Raw genomic sequence first — 22,923 nt, 5'->3', positions numbered from 1 at the left:
TGAGGGCCTCCGTTGCATCGTGTTGAGTGTGGTAACCCAATCGATACCGGAGGTCCTCACCTTTTTAGCTCACGCCACGCTCACAACCTGTGTGGGAACAACACCTAGCTCACGACGTCACCGTTCGGATACTCGTTCGTCAAGTCGACGCCACCATAGCTATCGACCACGGCGACAATGTCGACCTCGAGACCGAGCTCCTCCTTGACTCCCCTGCGTAAAGCGGATCCGCATCACCGACGACTCCTCCGGTGCCGGCGTAACCTTCGATTCTGCAACTGGCCTCGTGACCAACAACTGACCCGCGATAAACAAAAGCGAACCTTGGGGAGCAGCCCGGGGCCACTCCGCCCACAGTTACGTCGGGAGACAGGCCCCAGCTTTTTGCCGTGTAGGAGCTCCGGATGTCCCCTGAGAGGTCGCTCAGTCGTAATTCGTTCATGGCCGCTGTGAGATCAGTAACCTGCATACCTGATCGGTATTGGACCCGGCATTTGGATACTCGCGCTAATACATTGCATCCTCCGTGCCTGCAGAGGCAAGAACCGCTCTCAGCCTGCAACCCACCGTCCTCGTGACGGGAGAAATCGATGAACCCGAGTACCTTTGAGGAGCGGCTGAATGGTTCGGCGGCGTGCTCGGGGGAGGACACGTGGTGGTGGATCCGGTCGCTGCAAACGAGGCAAAGCTCAGCATTGAAATGAGTGATAGCGGGCTTCTCCATCTGCGCTGGCTGCCCGGGGTCCACGTTCAGGTCGAGGACGCTCGGGCCGCGATGGCGAAAGTCAACGAGGTCTGCCAGCAGGAAGAGCATCCCATGCTCGTCGATATGGCAGCGGTCGGTTCGGTTAGCCGTGAGGCCAGGGCTGTTTGGTCCATTCCCTGCAGCGCCTCACGCATTGCTCTATTAGGCGAATCGCCTGTAGATCGGGTCCTGGCGAACTTCTTCCTCGGTGTGCACGTCCCGCCTTGTCCGACTCGTTTTTTTACATCGCGCAGCGAGGCCTTGGACTGGCTTAGTGCCCGTGCATGAGCGCCGGGAAGTGCTGCCTGCCGCGATGAGGGCCACACCGGGCGTCTGTCCTTTGAGCGGGGAACCGGCGGTGGCGGTGCCCGACACGTTCCGGCCAACCGGCAGGGTTACTGACCGCCCGTCGGGCTGGCAGGCGCCTTCGGGTGGGTACTCCTCTTGGTGGAGTATCGATAGTGGGCCCACATCGGAGGTCGCTGGTGACCGCAGGATTCAGCGCGTGACAGATCGATTCAGGGCGACCCCGGGGCAGTTGCCAGTTCTTCGGCCGGGGTCTGCAAAGGGCCAGACTTCCCGTCGTGGATTGCACCTTTGGACGATATGAGCTCGGGAAAGGCCGCTGAGGACCCGCGCCTGCAGCAGTTGGTGGAGGGCATTGTCCGGTTGGCTGCCGGTGAGCTAGACACACGCATGAAAACTTCGGAACGTAGGGATGACATCGATGCTGTCATCACGGGTGTCAACCTGCTCGCGGAGGAACTTGACCATATTTACTCGGATCTGGAACGGCGGGTTGCCGACCGTACGGCCATGTTAGGGCGAGCGCAGGCTGAGCTGGAGCAGATGGCCAAGACGGATGCCTTAACAGGCCTTGCGAATAGGACCCTGCTCAACGAGCGGATCCAGGAGGCAATCCTGGCCAGTGCGGACAGCGGGAAAGCCCCGGCCGTGCTGGTGCTGGATCTGGATTCTTTCAAGGCCATAAATGACACTCTGGGCCATGGTGCCGGTGACGCAGTGCTGGTCGAGGTTGCCAAGCGTCTCCGGTCCGCCGTCAGGGCCGCCGATACAGTGGCCCGTCTGGGTGGGGATGAATTTGCCATCGTCATCACCGAGGCCACGGAAGAGGAGATCCTGCAAATTGCGCACCGGGCATCCGAGCAACTGCAGGACAGCGTGCGTGTCGGAACCGAAACGGTCTGGGCAATGGCCAGCATCGGGGTTTGCATCGGCACGCCGGGGTATCCGGCCGAGGCGCTGATGCGCGATGCTGACATCGCCATGTATCAGGCGAAGGAGCAGGGTCGCAACAACGTCCAGCTCTTCCACCCCGATATGCTCGACGCTGTCCGGGAACGCTCGCGCATAACCGCCGAACTACGCAGCGCTGTTGCCGGCGGCGAACTGGCACTGCGGTACCAGCCGGTGGTCGAATTGGCCTCCGGCAGGGTCATAGGCATCGAAGCCCTCCTTCGGTGGCATCATCCCGTGCGCGGAATTATTATGCCGGACAGCTTCATCCGCATCGCGGAAGAGACCGGCCTGATCCTAGAGCTGGGGCGGTGGGTGCTGCATGAAGGAGTCGCCCAGATGAGACGCTGGAGCGAAACCGCACCTGACCTGACGGACTTCCGTCTGCACATCAATCTTTCCGCCGCCGAACTGCTTCGCAGTGATCTGCTGGAGGATATCAGGGATACGCTGGACCGGAATCACGTGGCTCCGCGGCGTTTGGTTTTGGAGATCACCGAGACCGTGTTGATGTCTAGGGGAACGGCGGAAGAACAGGTCTTCAGCGGGCTGCGGGACATGGGCGTGGGGCTGCAAATTGACGACTTCGGTACCGGCTATTCGTCCATCAGCTATCTCCGGTCGCTTCCCGCGGACACGGTGAAGGTCGACCAATCCCTGATTCAGGACATGGGCTCGGACCCGCAGCAGCTGAAATTCATTGCTGCCATTCTTCAGCTGATTTCCTCTGTGGGACTGAAAGCGATCGTGGAAGGCATCGAAACCGCCGAGCAGGCGATCCAGTTGCAGGCCATGGGTTGCCTTTACGGGCAAGGCTATTACTACAGCTACCCGCTGCCGCCCGCGAAGGTACTGGATCAGCTCCGGAGCCTCGCGCAGCGTCGGTAGAGTTAGGGCATGTCAAAGCTTTGGGAACAGATGCTGCTTGTCCCAACAGTAGTACGCCTCACTTCCCGGGTACCGAGAGACCCGGCGGCCGCGTGGGATGGGTATTGGCGCGGAATCCACACCACCGGCCGTTCCGGAGACGTGCTGTGGGACTCCGGATCCCGGACCGAGCATGCGCAGTACTCCGACGCCGTCGTAGCCCACTTTGATCCGGCTCTTCCGGTGATTGACGTCGGGTGTGGTAACGGGACCTACACCCGCTGGCTTGCTGGTCTTTTTCCAAGCGTGCTCGGCATCGATGTTTCAACCGGCGCGGTCGAGTTGGCGAGGAGGGAAGCTGAAGGCGTCCAGAACGCCGACTTCATGGTCATGGATGCTGCGGGAGTAGGAGCGGGAGAGCACCTGTTGGAGCGGATGGGGCCTGCCAACGTTTTTGTCCGCGGAGTCTTTCACGTCCTGAAACCCGACAAACAGTCCAGCTTAGCTGCCAACCTGCGAACCGTCATCGGGCGCAGCGGCCGGGTGTTCCTCGCCGAAACCAACTTCCAAGGAAACAGCCTCGCCTACCTGCAGCAGCTGGGTGCCACGCCGCGAAGCATACCCCGGCAGTTGCAGAGCGCCCTGGAAAACCTGCCCCGCCCCGGGCGTTTCGGCGCCCAGGAACGGCACAGCACATTTTCGGATTCGGACTGGCAGTTGATCGCGGACGGGCCGGTGAACATCGAAGTGGTCCCGATGAAATCCACCGGTCTTTCGCAGCAGATTCCGGGATATTTCGCTCTTCTGGCCGGCAAATAAATCCAGCGAACATCCGCCCTGAGCGTCAAACGGCGGACTTGCTCTGAGGTACTGGCCCTGACACGTAGGAACAGCCGTTTCTCCGAACCCCGCTCACGTCGAGGGTCTCTCGCGTTACGTGGTGAAATGAAACCGCCAACGGACGCGGGCGACAAGACCCACCGATCGTCAGTCCGGGTTCTGGTCGACGCTGGCGGTCGGAGTCAGGTCGACTAAACTCACCGGCTCTACTTTTGCATGGGTCACGTCCGCCGGCGGCGCGACCGGAGAGTTCCGAAGCGAATCGCGGTCCGCCTCGCCATAGCCAACGATCTCGACTGTGACGGAGTCAAAGGTAAAGCTCAGTGCCCGCAGGGGGGTTCTGCGACGTGATGTAGAACGACCCTGGCCACGCGAGGCCACCGATCGGCGGCCCATCAGGATCGGGGTTAGCGAGAGTGACGCCAAACTCGGCGGCTAAGTCACGGCCGACATGGAACGGGAGCCCGACAGCATCCGGCACAGTCACGCGAGCCGCCAACAGCTCAGTCATAGCAACAAGCTACTCGCGGCCCGCCATGAAAACACCCCGCACCAGATCCGCGACCGTTGCATCGGTGGAACCGTCGCCGGGACGTGGTTCCGTGGGGACGGTTCAGCTGGTGGGCTGTCCTGCTCGCCAGTTGCGTGCATGGGTCAGTATCTGCTGGATGACTGCACTCTTGGCATCGGCGTAGTGGTTCGTATCGCTCCATGTGTTCTCCGCGAGCGTCCGCTTCGTGGATTCGTAGAGTGCACGGTCTGCAGCGCTGACCCGGAGCCAGTCGCGGAGGTCGAGGTAGTCGATTTGCTCAGCGGACTTTGGCGGAAGAACGTGCACGTGGAAGTCCAGCTCCGCCGTGCGGAGCATCCGGTGGCCGTATTCTCGGACACGGAGCTGCAACCCGATGGATTCCATTGGCACAAGGTAGGACTCCTCGTCGTCAATGTTGGCCACGACAAGCAGCATGTCGATCACCGGTTTCGCAGCCAGTCCAGGGACTGAGGTCGAACCGATGTGTTCGACCGACAGCGCAGCTGGGCCCAGGGAGTCCTGGATCTTTTGAGCCATGGAAGCTGCTTTTGAGGGCCATGTGTCGTCGTGATCGACGATGACGATCGCACGTTGCTCACGACCACCGATCAGGATGGTGTCGAATTCCGTGTCTCTTGCCTGGTCCATCCAGCGAGTCTGGCACGACAGACTCGGCCGTCCAGGCCAGACGGAAGTCCCTCAGCAGCGGAACCGTGACCGCGTCAAGCAGTCACCAAGTGAAACGTCGCTACGTCCACGACATCGTGGCCTTCGAGGTCCGGGTAGTGCGTGCGCAGTGCTCCGCGAAGAGCGTCAGCGTCGGGGAGGTCTTCCTGGCGAGCGTCGTCGTTGCTCAGGTGATCGAAGCGGCGTGATTCGATGCTCTCGATCTTGGCGTTGAGCCGCCGAATGGTGTCTCCGTCGTCGAATACAAGCACTGCCGATCCAGTCTGGATGGGATCGTGGTGGCGGATCGTGATTGTCTTCTGACCCGAAGCAATGCTGTCGTAGTAGCGAGGGTTGAAGTAGACGATTCTGGGGCCGAATGCGGGCTCCGGTGCCGAGTAGCTGCGGGGTAGTAGATCGCGTAGGGGTTCCGCGGTCACGTCGCCACCGGGGAGGGGCAGGATGACTGCCACATCGGGGTGAAGATCGAGCAAGACCTGTCGGCACCGTCCGCACGGAGCGAGCACACCACGGTCACGGTCACCGACCGCGACGATGGTGACGAGGGGGCCGGCGAGGGCCTGCGCGGCGGCTGCAATGACGACGAGTTCGGCGCATGGCCCACCCGTGAAGTGAAAAACGTTCACGCCCGTGTGGACATTGCCCTGGGTATCCATGGCCGCCGAGGCGACCGTGTGCGTGTCATCGTCTGGCAGTGATCGCACTATCGCTTCGGCGGCAGTCACGAGACGACGTTCGTTGTTTTCCAGCACGGGCCCAGTCTCGCATCGACACCGGCCCCCGACTCGCTCTGCGGACTCAAACGAGTTTCCGAATTGGGAACCCTGAGGGCGTACGGCAGTCGTTACGGTTCCGATCCAGTGCCCGTATGGCCGTCCAAGGCTCTGCTAGCTTGGCCTCGGCTCTCTGGGCCGGCCGGCAGGTGGGAACCGGTCCCTCAGGGATTAGGTCAGCACCTGTTTGAAGAGCGCTGGGTACTCATCATCAGCTAGGTCCAAAGACGTCGCCTCGTCCAAACTGAACCAGCCGAAAGCGTCGTGTTCATCGGGCGCCGCATTGACGGTGTCGCCGTCCCACCCGTTGACCCTCCACACCTCCAGGAGGACGTCCGCTATTCGACGCGTTGGCAAAGCGTTATCCACGGTGTCACGGACGTGCCCGGTGTTCCGGTCTGGTGCGGCGGGGTGCTCGAACCGGGCATCGGCCGGGCAACAAATATCGCCCTTGTACTGGCCGGCGTCGCGGCATCCATCACCCAAATCGGGTTCCACCGCGTGGCGGTGTTTGAACCGGGCATCCGTGCATCGGATGTCCGCAGGCCTGGGTGCAGACATGTCCAGACTCTGGATGATCCGTCCAATGAAACCGCTCTGACTCGCCACTAGATTCGAGGAAACCCGAACATCATCTGAACCGAGTCAACGGAGCACGAGTGCAGAATCAGTTCGAAGACAGCCGGAGTCCAACCTCGAAGCCGCTCGCCGGGATCCTGGTCGCGGACTTCTCCCGGGTACTGGCCGGTCCGCTGGCCACCGTGACGCTGGCCGACCTGGGAGCACGGGTGGTCAAGGTGGAGAGGCCGGGCAGCGGTGACGACACCCGCAGCTGGGGTCCGCCGTTCTCCGCCACGGGGGCCACCTATTTCGAGAGCGTGAACCGCAACAAGGAATCCCTCTGCCTCGACCTCACCGACGACGCCGACCTCGCCGTCGCGCGCGCTCTCGCCCTCAGGGCCGACGTGGTGGTCGAGAACTTCAAGCCAGGCGGGATGGACCGGCTCGGCCTGGGCTATGAGAGCCTCAAGGAAGAGAACCCCGGCCTCATCTACGCCTCGATCACCGGTTTCGGCAGCGGCGGTGGGGCCGACCTGCTCGGTTACGACTTCATGGTCCAGGCGCTGGGCGGGCTGATGAGCGTCACGGGGGACGAGAGTGGCCCGATGAAAGCGGGCGTCGCTCTCGTAGATGTGCTCACCGCGAAAGACACGACCATCGGCGTGCTCGCCGCCCTGACGGCCCGAGCGAGCACCGGCCTCGGTGCCCGGCTGGAAATGAACCTGCTGTCGAGCCTGCAGGGGGCGCTCGCCAACCAGGCGCAGGCGTACCTCGGCGCGGGCGTGGTTCCCGGAAGAATGGGCAACCGGCATCCGTCGATCGTGCCGTACCAGCTGCTTGCCTGCGCGGACGGACCACTGGCCGTGGCCTGCGGTAACGACGGCCAGTTCGCCAAGCTCGCCCGGGTGCTCGGCGACGAGCGACTCGCAACCGACCCGCGGTTCTCGACCAACTCGGCCCGTGTGCACCACCGTGAGGAACTCGTGCTCCTCCTGGAAGCGCGCCTCGCGGAGGCTCCGGCGCTGTCTTGGCAGAACCGGCTCACGGATGCCGGCGTACCGGCCGGGCAGGTTGCCACCATCGCCGAGGGCATCGAGCTCGCCGAATCACTGGGCCTGGAGCCGACGATCGAGGTGCAGGACGCCTCGGGTGCCACCATGGGCCGCCAGATTCGGCACCCCGTCAGCTGGACGCCGCCGCTGGCCCCGCGCACGAGCGCGCCGCCGGCCCTCGGCGAGCACAACGACTCCATTCGCACCTGGCTCACCGGCGCTGCGGTTCTCGTCGCACCCCGGGGCTAAGCAGGCTGAACCGGCTGCGTGGTGACGCCGCGCAGCGCCAGCCACAGGTTCGCCGCCACATCGGGATCGTCGAGGTCCGCGTCGATCAGTCGGGAGGCGATCTCGATCCGGTGCCGCAGCGAATTGCGGTGCAGCTGCAGATCCCGAGCGGTCGTCTCCCACTGGCCGCGATGGCGCAGGTAGCAGCGCACGGTATCCACGAGATCCGCCCTGGTGTAGCCCTTGAGCGCTTCGACCCAGGAATCGGCCAGCGGGTCGAGAACGTTCTCCATCTGTACCAGTTGTCCCGGCGCTGCCCGCCGGCAGGCCCGGCCCACCTCAACCACGATGCCAGAGACCTGGGACGGCAGCACCGGACCGCTCATCGCGGCCCCTAGTCGGTCGGGAGCGACACCCGGCAGTCGCCTCGGCACAGGCGCCGGATGCTCCAGTTTCACCGTCTTGGCCGATGCAGCTGCGCCGCCAGCGACGTCTGGAGCGACGTGCGGCACGTCCAGGACCACGTAACTGAGTCCGTCGAAGATACACCGCAGGCTCGAGCGCCGGATGCTTTGCCGCAGCTCCGCGGCATCCTCCCGCGTCGCCATCGCGGCTACCGCATCGGCGAGCTCCTCGGTAGAGAGTAGGTCCACCTGCTCGCCGGTGACGGCCAGGACCCGCACCCGGTCCGTCACCGGGGGCAGTCCCAACTCCGCCGCAGCAAGGCGCGCGGCGTCGACGTAGCCGTGCAGGAGCAGGGTAGTGGCGGTTCCGCCCAGGATCGCGTTGGCCCGGCGCATTTCCCAGTCCTGCTGCGCCGTGATCGACAGCAGCATGCAGCCGGTCAGCATGAGCTGCCGGTCCGCGGGGCGGAGCGCCCGCCCGGCTCCGACCGCCAGGAACCCGGCGGTTCGCCGGCCAGACACGATGGAGTACTCGACGACATCCGTTCCCAGCAGCGGGAAGGTCGCTGCGGCGTGCGTGCCGGCCAGGTTCAGCCGGGCCGTCTCCTCTCGGAGCTTCGGCAGCACCCGGCTCTCGGTCGTTGGCCAGAGGGACTCCGGCGTGCCGTCGGCCGGCAGGTACGCGGCCCAGCCGCCCAGCGCTTCGGCCAGGACCTTCACCACGGATGCTGCCGCTCCCGGCCGCGTGGCGGCGCGCGCGAGCGAGGTCTGCAGCCCCAGGTTCGCTGCAAAATCGGCCTGTTCGGTGCGGCCCACGATGTCCCAGTACGCCCGGGAAACCTGCAGGAAGGGGGTTCCGTCCGGAACGATCAGCAGCGCCAGCCCCGCCTCGCGGCACGCGGCGGCGAGGTGCGGCGGAACGTGGTCGGTGCCCGCGCCGAGGCCCAGCCCGAGGGCTGACACCCCGTGGTCGACGAGCCGCCGCACGTATCGGCGTACATGCTCGTCGGTTCCGGCCAACGGGATTCCCGTGGTCAGCAGTAGTTCGCCGCCGCCCAGGTACGGAGTCGGGTCGGTCAGCTCGGAGATGTGGACTCCCGTGAGGTTGCGGCGGGTCGGTCGCCCGCCACCGTCTGACTGGAGGTCGCTGCCGAGCTGATCCTGCAGTTGGGTGAGGCTGATCGTCACCATGGGGTTCCTTTTCGACTCTGAAAGGCCAATATCTTGGATATTCTAGCCACGCCGCCCGGCCTTCTTAGACGTTTTATACGATGTCAAGCGGCGTGGCCTGCCCTACCTTTAGTCGATGGACACAGCGACCGTTCCCCAGACCCGACTCCTCCGGACGGCTATCCCGGGCCCTCGGTCCAATGCGCTGCAGGCCGAGCGGATGCGACAGGTCTCCAGCGGGTTCGGGACCGCGCTGCCGGTGTTCATCGAACGGGCCGAGGGCGGCATCCTGCAGGACGTCGACGGCAACCGCATCATCGACTTCGCCTCGGGTATCGCGGTCACCAGCGTCGGAGCCGCCAATCCGCTCGTGCAGGCGCGCGTCAGCGCGCAGCTTGCCCGCTTCACGCATACCTGTTTCATGGTCACCGAGTACGAGTCGTTCACGGCGGTCTGCGCCTGGCTGAACGCCCACACGCCCGGCGACTTCGAGAAGCGCACGGCGCTGTTCTCCACTGGTTCCGAGGCTGTGGAGAACGCCATCAAGATCGCCCGGGCCGCAACCGGCCGGGCCAGGGTCTTGGTCTTCGACGACGCCTATCACGGCCGGTCCCTGCTGACTATGGCCATGACCGCCAAGGAGAAGCCCTACAAGATCACTTTTGGGCCGTTCCCCACCGAGATCGTGCGTGCGCCGATGGCGGCTCCGCTGCGATGGCCGAGCGGCGCGGAGAACGCCACCGCCGAGGCGGTCGCCGGGGTCGAGGCTGTTCTGGCCGAGCACGGTCCCGAGACCTTCGCCGCCATGGTGATCGAGCCCATCCAGGGCGAGGGCGGCTTCATCGTGCCGGCTCCCGGTTTCCTGGCCGGGCTCCGCGACATCGCGGCCCGGCACGGGATCGTGTTCGTGCTCGACGAGGTGCAGGCCGGCATGGGCCGCACCGGCACGATGTTCGCCAGCGAGCACGAGGGCGTTGCCGCGGACCTCCTTGTCACGGGCAAGGCGCTCGGCGGAGGACTGCCTCTGACAGCCGTGACCGGCCGCGTCGAACTGATGAACGCCGTGCACACCGGGGGACTCGGCGGCACCTACGCCGGCAATCCGCTGGCCTGCGCGGCCGCGCTCGGCGTCTTCGAGGCGTTCGAGAACGGCGACCTGCTCGCCGGGGCACTGCGAATCGAGAGCACGGCCCGCCGCTTCCTGGAGCCGCTCGTGGCGGAGGATTCCCCCATCGTCGACTTCCGTGGCCGCGGCGCCATGCTCGCAATCGAATTCGCCGACTCCGGGACCCTCGAACCACGCCCCGAGCTCGCCGCCGCCGTTGCCGCCCGCTGTCACCAACAGGGGGTGCTCGTGCTCGTCTGCGGCACATACGGCAACGTCATCCGTCTGCTGCCCCCGCTCGTTATTGAACAGGATCTACTCGAAGACGGGCTCGCCGTGCTCCGGACAGCCGTCGAGACCATCTATGCCGAATCGACCGTCGGCGCTGCGGTGGTGCACGCGTGACCGAAACATTCGCACCGGCCGTCGACTCGGCCGTTGACCCGAGCTACGACCCCCGCACGGGCGCGCAGCACGGAAGCGTCTCTCACACTGCCCCGGAGCAGGTCGCCGAGATCCTGCGGCGGGCGCAGGGCGCGGCATCCCAGCTCGCCGACACCAGCCCCGCGACCCGGCAGGGCTGGCTGACCACGATTGCGGAATCCCTCCGAACCCACGAAGACGAACTCGTTCAGCTCGCCGGAGAGGAGACCGGCCTCGGCGCGGACCGGCTGCGCGGTGAACTCGCCAAGTGCGCCACCAGCACCGATTTCTACGGCGCGGTCGCGGCCGAGGGCAGCTACCTGGGTGCCAGCACCGAAGTCATCGGCGGCGACTCCACGCTGTCCCGCTGGAACATCCCCCTCGGCCCGGTCGCGGTGTTCGGGGCGAGTAACTTCCCGTTCGGGTTCGGCGTGATCGGCCACGACGTGGCGTCTGCGCTCGGCGCCGGCTGCCCCGTCATCGTCAAGGCTCACCCGGCCCACCCGCGACTCAGCGTGCGACTGGCGGAGCTGGTCTCCAACGCGCTCAACCGGGCCGGTGCCCCGGCAGGCAGCTACGCGCTCGTCGTCGGCTTCGACGCGGGCCTCCAGCTCGTCGACGCCTCCGAGGTCACGGCGGTAGCGTTCACCGGCAGTCAGGGCGGCGGGATGGCTCTCGTGCAGCGCGCCGCCGCGCGCGGCGTGCCGGTCTTTGCCGAAATGGGAACCGTGAACCCGGTCTTCGTCACGACGGATGCCGCGGCCGACACCGCGGGGATCGCAGCTGGCTTTGTCGGCTCCTTCACCCTCGGTGCCGGCCAGTTCTGCACCAAACCCGGGCTGCTCTTCGCCCCCGCGGGAGCCGGAATCTTCGAGGAAGTGCTGGCCCAGCTGTCGCAGGCCCCGCGGGCCCCGCTGCTGACCGCCGGCATCGCGTGCGGCTATCGGGCCGGTGTGGCGCAACTCATCGAGGCCGCCGATGTCGCGGGAAACGTCACGCCGACGGTCGTCACCGGGGAAACGCCGACCGACCCCGCTGACGGCTACGTGGCCGCCCCGCAGGCCGTCCTGGTGCGGCTGGAGGACCTTCACCCCGGCTCACGCCTGCTGGGAGAGTGCTTCGGCCCGGTCGCTCTGGTCTGCGAATACGAGGATGCCGGGGCTGCACTGGATGCTCTGACGCGCCTGCAGCCAAGCCTGGTCGCATCTGTCTTCACCAGCGGCCCGGGCGACCCGGAGTCGGCGGAGGTCGTGCGGCGGCTGCTTGTGCAGGTGGGCCGGGTCGCGCTGAATGCGTGGCCGACCGGAGTGGCCACCAGCTGGTCCATGCAGCACGGCGGGCCGTGGCCGGCCACGTCCCGGTCCGACGCGACGAGCGTTGGAGCGGGCGCGCTGGGCCGATTCGTGCGACCGGTCGCGGTGCAGAATGCCGAACCCGCGCACCTTTCGGATGCCCTCCACCCTGACAACCCCTGGCGAGTTCCTCGGCGCATCGACGGGCGACTGACGCTCCCCACCCTCTGACTTCCGGTTCAACCTAACGAAAGCGAAACCATGACTGACCTCGCATCCCGCATCGACCTGACCTTGACAACAGCTCCCGCCGGTATCGTTGCCTCGCCTCTGATCGACACCTCGGATCTCATCGACATCGAGTCCCTGCTCACCGCCGAGGAGGTCAAGCTGCGCGATTCGGTTCGGGCCTTCGTTGATTCCACCATCAGGCCCAACATCGCCAGCTGGTACGAGAACGGGGTCTTCCCTCTCGAAATCGTGCCCCAGATGGCGAAGCTCGGCCTGCTAGGAATGCACCTGAAGGGTTACGGCTGCCCGGGCCGCAGCAGTGTCGAGTACGGTCTGGCTGCCCTGGAGCTCGAGGCCGGGGACTCGGGCCTCCGAACCTTCGTGAGTGTGCAGGGGTCCCTCGCCATGAGCGCCATCCACAAGCACGGCTCGGAAGAGCAGAAGAACGAGTGGCTGCCGAAGATGGCGGCCGGCGAGGCGATCGGATGCTTCGGGCTGACCGAGCCGAACTCGGGCTCCGACCCCAGCAGCATGACTACGTTCGCCCGCCGCGATGGAGACGACTGGGTGATCACCGGCACGAAGCGGTGGATCGGGCTCGCCGCCGTCGCCCAGGTCGCCGTGATCTGGGCGATGACCGACGACGGGGTGCGCGGCTTCGTCGTGCCCACCGAGACCGCCGGCTTCACGGCCACGGTGATCGGACCGAAACTCTCCATGCGGGCGTCCATCCAGTGCGAGATCGACCTGGACAACGTGCGCCTGCCTGTCTCGGCGATGCTGCCGAAGGCCAAGGGGCTGAGCGGCCCGTTCTCCTGCCTGAATGAGGCACGGTACGGCATCATCTGGGGTGTCATGGGCGCGGCGCGCGACAGCTACCTCACCGCCCTGGCTTACGCCGGTGAGCGGATGCAGTTCGACAAGCCTCTGTCCGGCTACCAGCTGACCCAGCAGAAGCTCGTCGACATGGCGCTGGAGATCAACAAGGGCACGCTGCTCGCCCTGCACCTGGGCCGTCTCAAGGACGCCGGAACGCTCAAGCCGCACCAGATCTCCATCGGCAAGCTCAACAACACCCGCGAGGCGATCGCCATCTGCCGTGAGGCCCGCACAGTGCTCGGCGGCAACGGCATCACTCTGGATTACTCGCCGCTGCGCCACGCGAACAACCTCGAGAGCGTGCGCACCTACGAGGGCACCGATGAGGTCCACACGCTGATCGTCGGCAACCACATCACCGGAGTCGCCGCCTTCCGCTGACCCCGGTCCACCGTCCCGAGCTTGCACCGGGGTCATCTCGTGGCCAGTGATCAGCGCGGCCGGGAACGTCCCACCACACGACGAAGAACAGGTGAGCGATCATGGCAACCGCTGAAACGCAGATCGACAATGGGATCTTCAGGGTCACGAAGTGGACCATCGAGCCAAATGACGCCATTCCTATGCACGTGCACGAGTTCGAGTACGTGGTGGTGCCGCTCGTCAACGACAGCATGCGAGTGCTGAACTCCGACGGCTCGGAGATCGTGGCGGAGATTCGGCTCGGGGAGAGCTACACACGCCCGGCCGGCGCTGAGCACACAGTAATCAATCGTGGGGCCAACACGATCGAGTTCGTCGAGATAGAGAAGCTCCTCTAGCCGGCATCCAACCATGGATGTGCATAATCACGTGCTATCGGGCGATTGCCGGGGCGCAGTCCGCCCAAGACCGATTGGATGGGGAATGGATTCGTACTATCGGTTCTCAGCCGACGTCGCTGAGATAGACCGTGACCAGGTGCATCGCTGGATCAGCGAGCTGTCCTATTGGGCGCCAGGGCGGTCACGTGCCAGGCAGGACGCAGCCATAGACGGCTCACGAAACTTCGGTATCTACCACACCGAATCAAACAAGCAAGTCGCCTACGCCCGGGTCATCACGGATGGAGTGACTTTTGCATGGCTTTGCGACGTATTCGTCGACCCCGAGGTTCGAGGCCGCGGCATAGGCGGTGCTCTCATCGATGGAGTCTTGGAAGAGTGTGAACCACTTGGTCTGCGACGAATAGCTCTCTCGACAAACGATGCGCACGGCTTGTATTCCAGGTTAGGGTTCACGGCTTTGGATATCCCCGAGTCGTGGATGGAACGAATCGGGGACCCCACAGCTTGAGCACCAGCAGACCCGAATTGCGGCGGACGGTGGCTTGTTCCGAGTCAGTTTGGGTGCTCGGCCCATACTCGCGCCCATACTTCGGTCCAGGCGAGCGTTTTCCGGGTGCCAGCGGGAGGTGACCGCGTTTCTCGGCGAGTTCGGAAGTGCGCACATTTCGTCCTGATGCACGGGAGGAATTGTAAAATTGAGGGTTACTAAGTGCGTATTTTCGTTTTTTTCGCCGACAAAGTTGGCTGATATTGGTAAATTGTTCGCACTTCCGGACCGGTATTGCTACGTTGGGGCCAACCGATTCCACGGGCTGGCCATGCACCGGGTGCGTGTCTACGGGTCTCACGGGATTTCACAACGGAGTGAAAGAAGAAGGATCACCATGCGAAACCAGAAACTGAAGCGGCAACTGAGCACAATCGCGTTGGGGGGAGTGGCGACTTTGATCATGGCTGGCTGCGCGGGAGGTAACGCAGCTGAACCCGTGGCAGATCGAGACCTTGGCACTCCGGTGGCAGGAGTCGTCCCCGAGGGCGTTTTTGATGGTGTCACGCTCACCTACGCGGCTTCTGGCGGTATTTTCCAGGATGGTCAACGCGACGCAGCGTGGGATCCTTTCGCAAAAATCTCAGGTTCGAAATTTTTGCAGGACGCATTCGACGCCGGCAAACTCAAGGCCATGGTTGACAGCGGAAACGTGACCTGGGACATCACAAACGCGACGCAGTTCGACACCGCCCGTGGCTGTGGAACGCTGTACGAAGAGTATGACTACTCGCAGGTGGACATCTCGAAGGTTCCCGAGGGGACGATCACAGACAAATGCATGGTGCCGAATATTCTCTATGGTCTGGTCGTCGCTTACAACACTGATGCGTTCGGCGACAACCCTCCAACCAGTGCTGCCGATTTCTTCGATACCGACAAGTTCCCGGGCAAGCGTACGGTCAGCCAATCCCCGTATGTCGACCCCCAGACGGTGGAGTTCGCCCTGGCGGCGGACGGCGAAGATATCAACAACGTGCAGGTCGCCGACATCGCGACCGCCTTTGACAAGTACCGTGCCCTCGGTGACAACGTCATCGGCTGGACCTCCGGCGCTCAGGCACAGCAGCAGCTTGAATCGGGCGAAGCTGTCATGGGGCTGGTGTGGTCAGGCCGCGGATACGGTGCAGCGGCGGCCGGCGCGCCGGTTGCTCCTATGTGGGACGAGTGGATGATCATGGTCGATTCGACTGCCATTCCCAAGGGTGTCAAGGATCCGCAGGCGGCCTTCGCCGCCGTGAACTTCTACCTCGGCGCAGAACAGCAGGCACGCATGACGGAGCTGACCTCCTATGGGCCGGTGAATGTCGACGCGGAGCCAAAGGTTGACGCGACGTTGAAGACGTGGCTCACCACAGAGCATCTCAAGACCGGGCACGCTCCGAACATTGACTTCTGGGTGGAGAACTACGATGCCCTGTCGGCCGCATGGGCCAGCTGGGTTACCGGCAGCTGACCGGCATGGCTGTTCTATCCATCCGCGGCCGGGGCAATCGCTCCGTTGACGGCGGTGACACGAGCAGGACGATTCGAGAGCCAAAGAATTGGCGCCCGTTTCTGCTGCTGCTACCAGCCTTTGCAGTCGTCTCGTTCTTCTTTCTCGCGCCACTCATTGATGTCTTCATCCGGAGCATCAGCGATCCAACGCTGGGAATCCAGAATTACGTGTGGCTGTTCACCACTCCGACCAACATGGTGGTCGCGTTTCGCACATTCGGAACCTCGCTCGTCGTTACGCTCGTCTGCTTGCTCATCGCTTACCCTTACGCGTATCTGATGACGATTGTGAGTGATCGCACTCGCAATATGTTGCAGCTCTTCATCATGCTGCCCCTATGGACCAGCATCTTGGTGCGCACACTCGCGTGGATGGTTCTCCTGCAAGACACCGGCCCCATCAACGGGCTTCTTGAGACGTTGTTCGGGATCGGTCCACTGCCGCTGATTCGAAGCACTTTTGGCGTCGCTCTCGGCATGTCCCAAGTGCTACTGCCGTTCATGGTGCTGCCCCTTTATTCCGCGCTTGCCAAGATCGACAAGCGGTTGCTACCCGCTGCGGCGAACCTTGGGGCGAGACCCGTCACGGCATTCTTCACGGTTTACTTGCCGCTTTCTCGACCAGGGATATTTGCGGGTTCGGTAACGGTTTTCATTCTGGGACTCGGGTTTTACATCATCCCCGCGCTATTGGGTTCGTCGAAGGAAATCATGATGTCTGCACTCATGTACCAGCAGATCAGTGGCTTCCTCATGTGGGGCCACGGCACCGCCCTTGGAATCTTCATGCTCACAACGACCATCGTGGTGCTTGCGCTCCTGAGCCGCGTGTCTAAGGGTGCGAATCTGTTTGTGGGGCGGGCCAAATGACAATGAAACGCGCACTGGGTGCCCTGGCGGTTCTCATCGTTCTCTGGTTACTCCTTCCCACCCTGGTGATCATTCCTATGTCGTTCAACGCGGCGGCGTCGTTCAATTTTCCACCCCAGGGTTTCTCCTTGCAGTGGTACGAGAACTTCTTAACCGACCCATCATGGTTGCGCGCCTTGGGCTCATCGCTGCAGGTGGCCCTCATCACCACGGTTGTCGCGACGTCGCTTGGGATCATGGCGGCAATCGGGCTGTCCAAGGTCAAATTCCGCGGAAAGGCGTTGCTGGAAAGTTACTTCCTCACTCCGCTCATCGTCCCCGGCATTGTGATCGCCATTGGGCTTTACTCGCTTTTCCTGCGCTTCAACCTCCTTGGCACCCTTCCCGGGTTTGTGCTGGCGCACACCGTGGTTGCGCTGCCACTGGTCATTCTCAATGTGACGGCTTCGCTCCAAGGCGTAGATCCTCGCTTGGAGCAGGCGTCAGCCACGTTGGGGGCTGGCCGTCTACGCACCTTTTTCAGCATCACCCTCCCGCTCATCATGCCCGGGGTGACGGCGGGAGCGTTGTTCGCCTTCGTCACGTCCTTCGATGAGATCATTCTGTCGCTCTTCATCCAGAGTCCGCAGTTGCAGACGCTGCCGGTGAAAATCTACAACAGCGTGACTCAGGCGAGTGATCCAACTGTCGCTGCCGTCGCCGTCGTGGCGATGTTCACGTCAGTGCTTGTGATGCTCACCGCACAATTTGCTACCCGCAAGAGAAAGCGAGTTTCGGCATGAGTCCGGAAAGTACCACTGCCGCACGAGACCAAAACGAACGTGAACTCCGGCAATTGCACCTCAATACTGAGGTCATTGGCGTGATCAACGACGCGGGCATCAGCCTTCGCGATGTGACAAAGCGCTACGGCAGTAAAGCTGTCGTTGATGCGATCAACCTCGTCGTAGAGCCGGGGGAGTTCATGACGTTTCTCGGCCCATCGGGGTCCGGGAAGACGACGACTCTCAACATGATCGCTGGCTTCGTCACTGCAACGGAGGGGTTGCTTCACATTTACGGCAAGCCTGTTGCCAAGATGCCTCCCCACAAACGAGACATCGGCATGGTGTTTCAGAATTACGCCCTTTTCCCGCACAAGACCGTCTTCGAGAATATTGCCTACCCCCTGGACCGGCGCAAGATTGCGAAATCAGCGCAAAAGGCGATGGTCGCGGGTGCTCTCGATATGGTGCGCATGGGGGAATTCGGCGATCGATATCCGGCGGAACTCTCGGGTGGTCAACAACAGCGAGTGGCTCTCGCTCGCTCGCTCGTTTACAAGCCACGCGTGCTGCTCATGGATGAGCCGCTCGGTGCCCTCGACAAGAAATTGCGCGAATGGCTGCAGAAGGAGATCAAACGAATCCACCGCGAGGTTGGATCAACATTTGTCTACGTGACGCATGACCAAGAAGAGGCTTTGTCTCTTTCTGACCGAATCGCAGTATTCAACAACGGGAAGATAGAACAGGTCGGCAGTCCGACAGAACTTTATCAAAGGCCTGAGACCCTTTTTGTTGGGCGCTTTCTCGGTGAATCTACGGTGTTGTCCGGCCGGGCGGTCGATTCCGTCGGCGGAATGACCACCCTGGATATTTCCGGACATGAAGTCCGTGTTCCCGGCCACAGGAGTTCAGCTTCGCTAGCGATTCTCATTCGTCCCGAGAACATAACGCTTCAGGATGAAGGCACCGTTCCGGAGTCGTCGCAGGTGAACTCGCTGCCAGTGATCGTGCTGGACGCAAACTATTTGGGTGCAGCCTGGCGTTGCGAGGTGCAACTTCCGGATGGCAGCACCGGCACTGTTCGTGAGGCGCACTCCGCTGTTGTGCGGGAGCCGGGTACTCGTGCGTCGATGAGCTGGAACGTCGATTCCGGGGTGCTGCTTGAAGACACCGGTGATGCAGGAGTGTCACTGACCTAGTCTCTGGTCAGAGAGTGAGTGATTGTGGAGCTGTCGGGCCGCACCAGATCAGGCCCGATGGCTTCATTTCGCGAGCAACGTCGAAACGAGGCGGGCCTCTCTGAGCCCGCTCTCTATCGCGCCGTCGATGAACCCGCCCCAGAGATCGGCGGTGTCGCATCCAGCGAAGTGGAGCACGCCATCCGCCAGCTGCAATTTTGAAAGGTCACGAGTGAGCTGTCCTGGCCGGTGGGTCATCCACGTATTCTTCGACAAGGGATCCTTCATCCAGTCATGCGCAGCAACGTCGATCACTTCAAGGTCATCACGCCACACTCCCACGGCCGCCTGAACCTGTTCGATGCTGTTCACGTCAATGGCTGTGTGATCCGGCCCGAAGCCAACCAGAATCGAATGGTCTTCCTCGATGAACTCGCTCTTGAGCACCGAGATCGGGTGGTGCTGAGACGCGTAAGCGAAGAACCGTGGCAGACGACCGCGCACCTTTATCCACACCTTGATTCCCTGTGATGCCACGCGCTCGCGGTTGGCGCGCCTCCAAACTTCGGGGAGTGGGGGCGTGATGGTGATCGTATCGACGGCATTGATGGGCAGGGTCATAATCACTCGCTGCGCCCGCAGCTGTCGACCGTCGGAGAGAGTGACGGTGGCCCCGTGCGCATTGTGCTTGATGGCCGTGACTGTCGAGCTGAGTTGGATGTCGCCGCCGATGTCCGCGGCGATTGCTGCCGTGAAGGACGACATGCCTCCCGCTACTCGATAGGTCGACGAGGCCTCGTGCATGAGAGGCCAGTGGCCGCCGGCCGCGCTCGCCCAGCGTAGAGCGCTGGCGAGACCGACCTCGTGCAGTGGTGCGTTCACGTGTCCGACCCACACAGATTCGTTCGCGTAGCGGGCCTCATCGTCCAGGAGTATTTCGTCTAGGCGCTGCTGTAGTGACTGGTCATCCCGTTCGGTGATTCCGCCGACTGTTGGATCTACCGCTCGCGGAATGGCAGTGAGGGCATCCTCAACTACCTGACGTTGCCCTTCATGGATGAGAGCCATGAAGTCTTCGAGTCTGCCTTTTCTTGGTGCGCCTCCTGCACCGAGCCAGTAGGCGTCTTCGGCGATCGGGCTGCGATCGATTTTCCGACCATACCGAGTCATTTCCGCCCACACGTGGGGTTGTACCCAGTGCACCCAGGTGCCGCCCAGTTCCAGGTCGTGCCCTAAAGCATGCTCGGTCCACGTGCGACCGCCAACTCGGTCGCGAGCCTCGAGCACGATCACTCTGTGACCACTGTTCCCGAGTTCTCGTGCGGCCACGAGTCCGGCGAATCCGGCGCCGATGACGATCACGTCTGCTGCATCCACCAGGCCGGCATTCACAGATCTTGAGTTTCATTTGCGACGGCCAAGATCGCTCTGGCTGCTCGAAAACCGGACACGACCGCCCCGTTCAGGGACTGTTGGAGGCCGGTGTGCTCGCCAGCAATTGCAACGAGCCCTGCCGCGCTGTCAAATGCGGTCGTGTCCTCTGGCCTCCATTCGAGGGACGGCGCTGAGTAGGACCCTAGTGTCCACTCGTCGTTTGTCCAGTCGGTCAGCAGCACATCCCCGTCGATGTCCAGTTCAGGGCGCATTTTTTTCAGTTCGGCAACCCAGCGTTGGGGCCCGTTCGCCGTATCGAGTGACTTCAGTGTGCGGGATCCGCCAGCGAAGCACGAGAGCGCCGGCACACGATTTTCCCCATCGACCGACATGGAGCGCCACGACCACCACGCATGATCAGCGCTCTGGAGTGCTGTGTCGTCATCGACAGCAGACAGAGGAACGCCGAGCTTTGCTGCCGTGCCCATCGAACGGTGGTCAAGCGCAGCTCGCTGGGTAGCAGGGAGCGTGAACCCGAGGTTGAGCGTGCGCAGGATTGGGAGCGGCACTGCGAGCACTGCAGCGTCCCCATCGACTGTGCTGCCGTCGCGGAGGTTCACCTGAATACCCGAACTCGACTGGTCTATCGCGGTTATGGGGGACTCCAGCCTTATGGCCGGGCCAAGCGAGCGGGCGAGTTCACTGGCGAGCGACTGGTTGCCCCTGAGGAATCGGCCGCCGTCCTCTATGTAACCTCCGTCGGCCGAGGACTCATGCATCAGGGCAGCTTCTGCGCTGATTAGCTCAGGATCACCGGCAAGCGATGTTGCTATTCGCCGATACGCCGGGTGACCGTGAAAACCTGAGCCAATCGTCTCCTTGAATACGGTGTCTACCGAGATCTTGGTCACGCCATCTGCGAGCATCCGCTCTAGCGTGCGGATGAGACGACCACTTACTGCATTCAGCTCGCTGAGGCTCAAGTGTGAACCGTTGACGGTTCGCCGTGCGTACCGCACATTGTGAGTGAGAATCGGAACCTCAACCTCCGCTGACAAACGACGAATAGCAGATTCTGTGGGAAAGATGTACTCCCCACCGCGCTCAGTGACCTGACCGTTGCCGAGTGTCTCTGACCACGTGCGCCCACCCACCCTGTTGCGAGCCTCAAGAACAACAGGGTCATGACCATGTTGTCTCAGCTTCCATGCGGCCGTCAGGCCCGCGAGGCCTGCGCCAACAATAATGACCTTCACGGTTCCCCCTCAGAGTCCGCACGGGGCGCGGTTGTTGAACTGAGCGACGACCAGCCCCATTGTTGATGCTGTTCAGACCTTAATTCCAGATATTATGGACAAAGACTATCCAGAATCGGAGAATATTCATACAGTTTCCCAACAATCAGGGTGAATGCGCACGGATTTGTATTTTCGTGGTGCAGGAGTCCCTGGACCTGATCTTGAGACGAGGCGAAAAGTGCCGGGCAGCTTAGGGTTCTCAATTGAAGAGGATCGCGTCATTGACTACCTTCGTCGTGATGGGCGTGCGTCTTACTCATCCATTGCAGAGGCGCTCGAGCTCACCAGGAATCGTGTTTCTGAAATCGTGAAATCAGTGGTCGACAGCGGTCAGCTGCGATTCACGGCGAGCGTCAATCCGCGCATGTTTGGCTTTCAAGTCGAGGGTCACCTTCACATTGTTCTCCGTGGTGACGCAAGTGCTCTTTACGAAGAAATGGTCGGGTCATCACTGACGACTTACGTCTCTACAACGACCGGCGATGCGGGGCTGTGCGTTCAGGTGCGATGTCGCTTCGAGACAGAACTGGTCGAGTTACTTGCTGCAATCAGAGAACACGTCGAGGTGCTTTCGATCCAGGTGCACCGTTATGAAAGCATCGTCCATAATATTTACGCACCCACGTTGCAGGCAGAGGATGAGTCCTATCTCGACGAGCTTGATATGCGCCTGATAGAAACGCTCGAACGAGATGGTCGCGCTCCCGTGCGGGTGCTTGCCGAGGCGCTCGGTCTGCCTGAAAGCTCTGCACGTCACCGGATGACGAGGCTCATCGATGGCGAAATAATCCGTGTGGTCGCAGTGCCGAAGCGGGATTTTGGCCGCGCACACACGATCGCACTCGGTCTGGGCGTGCGACACCAGGGAGCGAGCGGCACTTGTGTAGAAGTCCTGAGCAGACTGGGTGCAGAGTTCATTGCCACGACGACGGGTGATTTCGGCATCATCGCCACAGCAGTTTTCAATACTCTGCGGGAGGCGAACGACTTCGTGGAGACGCTTCGACGCGAGCCACGGGTCGTAGGGCTTTCAACGTGGGTCCACTTGCAGATCCAGAAAGAGGATTACAGCGTCGCTGAGTATCGAGACACCCGGCAACGGTGACCGCTGCCGGGCATGCCAGCCGGTACGGACGGCAGCTTTTCCGAGGCTGGCCAGGTTGTTGCTTCTAATCTGGGCATCATTCGATTCGCCATAGTCCGTGGTTCATTAGTGTCGAAGCCGCCTGAAAACGTGGTCTGGGCCGACCGGATCGGCTTACGGCTTCCTGCACAACCGGCTGAACACGCAAACCGTGGAAATCCGCGGGTACTCTGCAGCAGTTCCGGGTGGGCGATACCGTCGAGACGACTATCAGTCGTCCTTGGTTCGAGTGGATGCAGTTGCCCATCGCTTACCCATCAAAATCATTCTTGGCCGACCGTAATCGACCAGGTGCAGTTAGATATAGTGAACCGCCCGGTTCCCTGTGGCGAGTAGCGCTTGATGGTAGCGCCAGTCCATGCAGGTGGTAGCGCGGTTCTGGCGAGGTGGTAGCGGCCCGGGCTGCGTGCCCGGGCCGCTGAACGTCACTCCCAG

The 22,923-nt window shown here is 62.6% G+C and carries 20 protein-coding genes; 14 read left to right on the top strand and 6 right to left on the bottom strand.

The window, feature by feature from the left end:
* Positions 1-700 precede the first annotated feature (700 nt).
* The 3 genes from E3O47_RS01180 to E3O47_RS01170 all read left to right on the top strand — a co-directional run bounded on the left by E3O47_RS01180 (position 701) and on the right by E3O47_RS01170 (position 3,688).
* Complete coding sequence (locus tag E3O47_RS01180) at positions 701-1,033, top strand: STAS/SEC14 domain-containing protein (protein WP_104102200.1); 333 nt, start codon at positions 701-703, stop codon at positions 1,031-1,033.
* A 318-nt stretch (positions 1,034-1,351) separates the two neighbouring features.
* Positions 1,352-2,890, top strand: coding sequence for an EAL domain-containing protein (locus E3O47_RS01175; RefSeq protein ID WP_134419349.1), 1,539 nt, complete (start codon positions 1,352-1,354; stop codon positions 2,888-2,890).
* A 9-nt stretch (positions 2,891-2,899) separates the two neighbouring features.
* A complete protein-coding gene (locus tag E3O47_RS01170) occupies positions 2,900-3,688 on the top strand; it encodes a class I SAM-dependent methyltransferase (RefSeq protein ID WP_104101742.1) in 789 nt (262 codons plus the stop codon).
* A 634-nt stretch (positions 3,689-4,322) separates the two neighbouring features.
* Here the strand turns inward: E3O47_RS01170 and E3O47_RS01165 are convergent.
* The 3 genes from E3O47_RS01165 to E3O47_RS01155 all read right to left on the bottom strand — a co-directional run bounded on the left by E3O47_RS01165 (position 4,323) and on the right by E3O47_RS01155 (position 6,262).
* Positions 4,323-4,889: a GrpB family protein gene (locus tag E3O47_RS01165; RefSeq protein ID WP_134419347.1), complete on the bottom strand. Its 567-nt coding sequence runs from the start codon at positions 4,887-4,889 to the stop codon at positions 4,323-4,325.
* 74 nt (positions 4,890-4,963) lie between these two features.
* Positions 4,964-5,680 (bottom strand): ASCH domain-containing protein, encoded by a 717-nt coding sequence (locus E3O47_RS01160; protein ID WP_134341927.1) that lies wholly within the window; start codon positions 5,678-5,680, stop codon positions 4,964-4,966.
* Between the two features lie 192 nt (positions 5,681-5,872).
* Positions 5,873-6,262, bottom strand: a complete 390-nt coding sequence (locus E3O47_RS01155; RefSeq protein ID WP_134341928.1) for an NUDIX hydrolase — start codon at positions 6,260-6,262, stop codon at positions 5,873-5,875.
* Between the two features lie 98 nt (positions 6,263-6,360).
* On the opposite strand from E3O47_RS01155, the gene E3O47_RS01150 reads away from it, so the two are divergent.
* Entirely contained in the window at positions 6,361-7,563 is a 1,203-nt protein-coding gene (locus tag E3O47_RS01150) for a CoA transferase (RefSeq protein ID WP_241977308.1), read from the top strand.
* Here the strand turns inward: E3O47_RS01150 and E3O47_RS01145 are convergent.
* Positions 7,560-9,137 (bottom strand): PucR family transcriptional regulator, encoded by a 1,578-nt coding sequence (locus tag E3O47_RS01145; RefSeq protein WP_134341929.1) that lies wholly within the window; start codon positions 9,135-9,137, stop codon positions 7,560-7,562. The two genes, E3O47_RS01150 and E3O47_RS01145, sit on opposite strands and share 4 nt — an antisense overlap.
* 115 nt (positions 9,138-9,252) lie before the next feature.
* Here E3O47_RS01145 and E3O47_RS01140 point away from each other — a divergent pair, with 115 nt between their 5' ends.
* The 9 genes from E3O47_RS01140 (at position 9,253) to E3O47_RS01100 (ending at position 18,693) form a co-directional block, all read left to right on the top strand.
* A complete protein-coding gene (locus E3O47_RS01140) occupies positions 9,253-10,626 on the top strand; it encodes an aminotransferase class III-fold pyridoxal phosphate-dependent enzyme (RefSeq protein WP_134341930.1) in 1,374 nt (457 codons plus the stop codon).
* Complete coding sequence (locus tag E3O47_RS01135) at positions 10,623-12,167, top strand: aldehyde dehydrogenase family protein (RefSeq protein WP_134419345.1); 1,545 nt, start codon at positions 10,623-10,625, stop codon at positions 12,165-12,167. Before E3O47_RS01140 ends, E3O47_RS01135 begins: the two co-directional genes overlap by 4 nt.
* Before the next feature lie 30 nt (positions 12,168-12,197).
* Positions 12,198-13,427, top strand: coding sequence for an acyl-CoA dehydrogenase family protein (locus tag E3O47_RS01130; RefSeq protein ID WP_134419344.1), 1,230 nt, complete (start codon positions 12,198-12,200; stop codon positions 13,425-13,427).
* A 101-nt stretch (positions 13,428-13,528) separates the two neighbouring features.
* A complete protein-coding gene (locus tag E3O47_RS01125) occupies positions 13,529-13,807 on the top strand; it encodes a cupin (RefSeq protein WP_134373405.1) in 279 nt (92 codons plus the stop codon).
* A gap of 13 nt (positions 13,808-13,820) precedes the next feature.
* A complete protein-coding gene (locus tag E3O47_RS01120) occupies positions 13,821-14,321 on the top strand; it encodes a GNAT family N-acetyltransferase (protein ID WP_347232397.1) in 501 nt (166 codons plus the stop codon).
* A 376-nt stretch (positions 14,322-14,697) separates the two neighbouring features.
* Positions 14,698-15,816: an extracellular solute-binding protein gene (locus tag E3O47_RS01115; protein ID WP_134341935.1), complete on the top strand. Its 1,119-nt coding sequence runs from the start codon at positions 14,698-14,700 to the stop codon at positions 15,814-15,816.
* The gene (locus E3O47_RS01110) at positions 15,789-16,727 is read left to right on the top strand and encodes an ABC transporter permease (protein WP_241973158.1); all 939 of its coding nucleotides are present in this window, start codon (positions 15,789-15,791) and stop codon (positions 16,725-16,727) included. Before E3O47_RS01115 ends, E3O47_RS01110 begins: the two co-directional genes overlap by 28 nt.
* Entirely contained in the window at positions 16,724-17,509 is a 786-nt protein-coding gene (locus tag E3O47_RS01105; RefSeq protein WP_134341936.1) for an ABC transporter permease, read from the top strand. The genes E3O47_RS01110 and E3O47_RS01105 overlap by 4 nt, the downstream gene beginning before the upstream one ends.
* A complete protein-coding gene (locus E3O47_RS01100) occupies positions 17,506-18,693 on the top strand; it encodes an ABC transporter ATP-binding protein (RefSeq protein ID WP_134373409.1) in 1,188 nt (395 codons plus the stop codon). The genes E3O47_RS01105 and E3O47_RS01100 overlap by 4 nt, the downstream gene beginning before the upstream one ends.
* Before the next feature lie 63 nt (positions 18,694-18,756).
* Here E3O47_RS01100 and E3O47_RS01095 read toward each other — a convergent pair whose 3' ends face one another.
* Entirely contained in the window at positions 18,757-20,064 is a 1,308-nt protein-coding gene (locus E3O47_RS01095) for an NAD(P)/FAD-dependent oxidoreductase (protein WP_241986038.1), read from the bottom strand.
* Entirely contained in the window at positions 20,061-21,302 is a 1,242-nt protein-coding gene (locus E3O47_RS01090; protein ID WP_134419343.1) for an NAD(P)/FAD-dependent oxidoreductase, read from the bottom strand. The genes E3O47_RS01095 and E3O47_RS01090 overlap by 4 nt, the downstream gene beginning before the upstream one ends.
* Positions 21,303-21,456: 154 nt before the next feature.
* On the opposite strand from E3O47_RS01090, the gene E3O47_RS01085 reads away from it, so the two are divergent.
* On the top strand, positions 21,457-22,449 hold the full coding sequence (locus E3O47_RS01085; protein WP_134341939.1) for an Lrp/AsnC family transcriptional regulator: 993 nt from the start codon (positions 21,457-21,459) through the stop codon (positions 22,447-22,449).
* Positions 22,450-22,923 lie beyond the last annotated feature (474 nt).

Origin of the sequence: Cryobacterium sp. TMT2-17-1, assembly GCF_004402765.1 — a bacterium.
Classification (GTDB): domain Bacteria; phylum Actinomycetota; class Actinomycetes; order Actinomycetales; family Microbacteriaceae; genus Cryobacterium; species Cryobacterium sandaracinum.
Note: the sequence above shows the minus strand (reverse complement) of the source record. Positions and strands in the feature narration are given on the sequence as shown.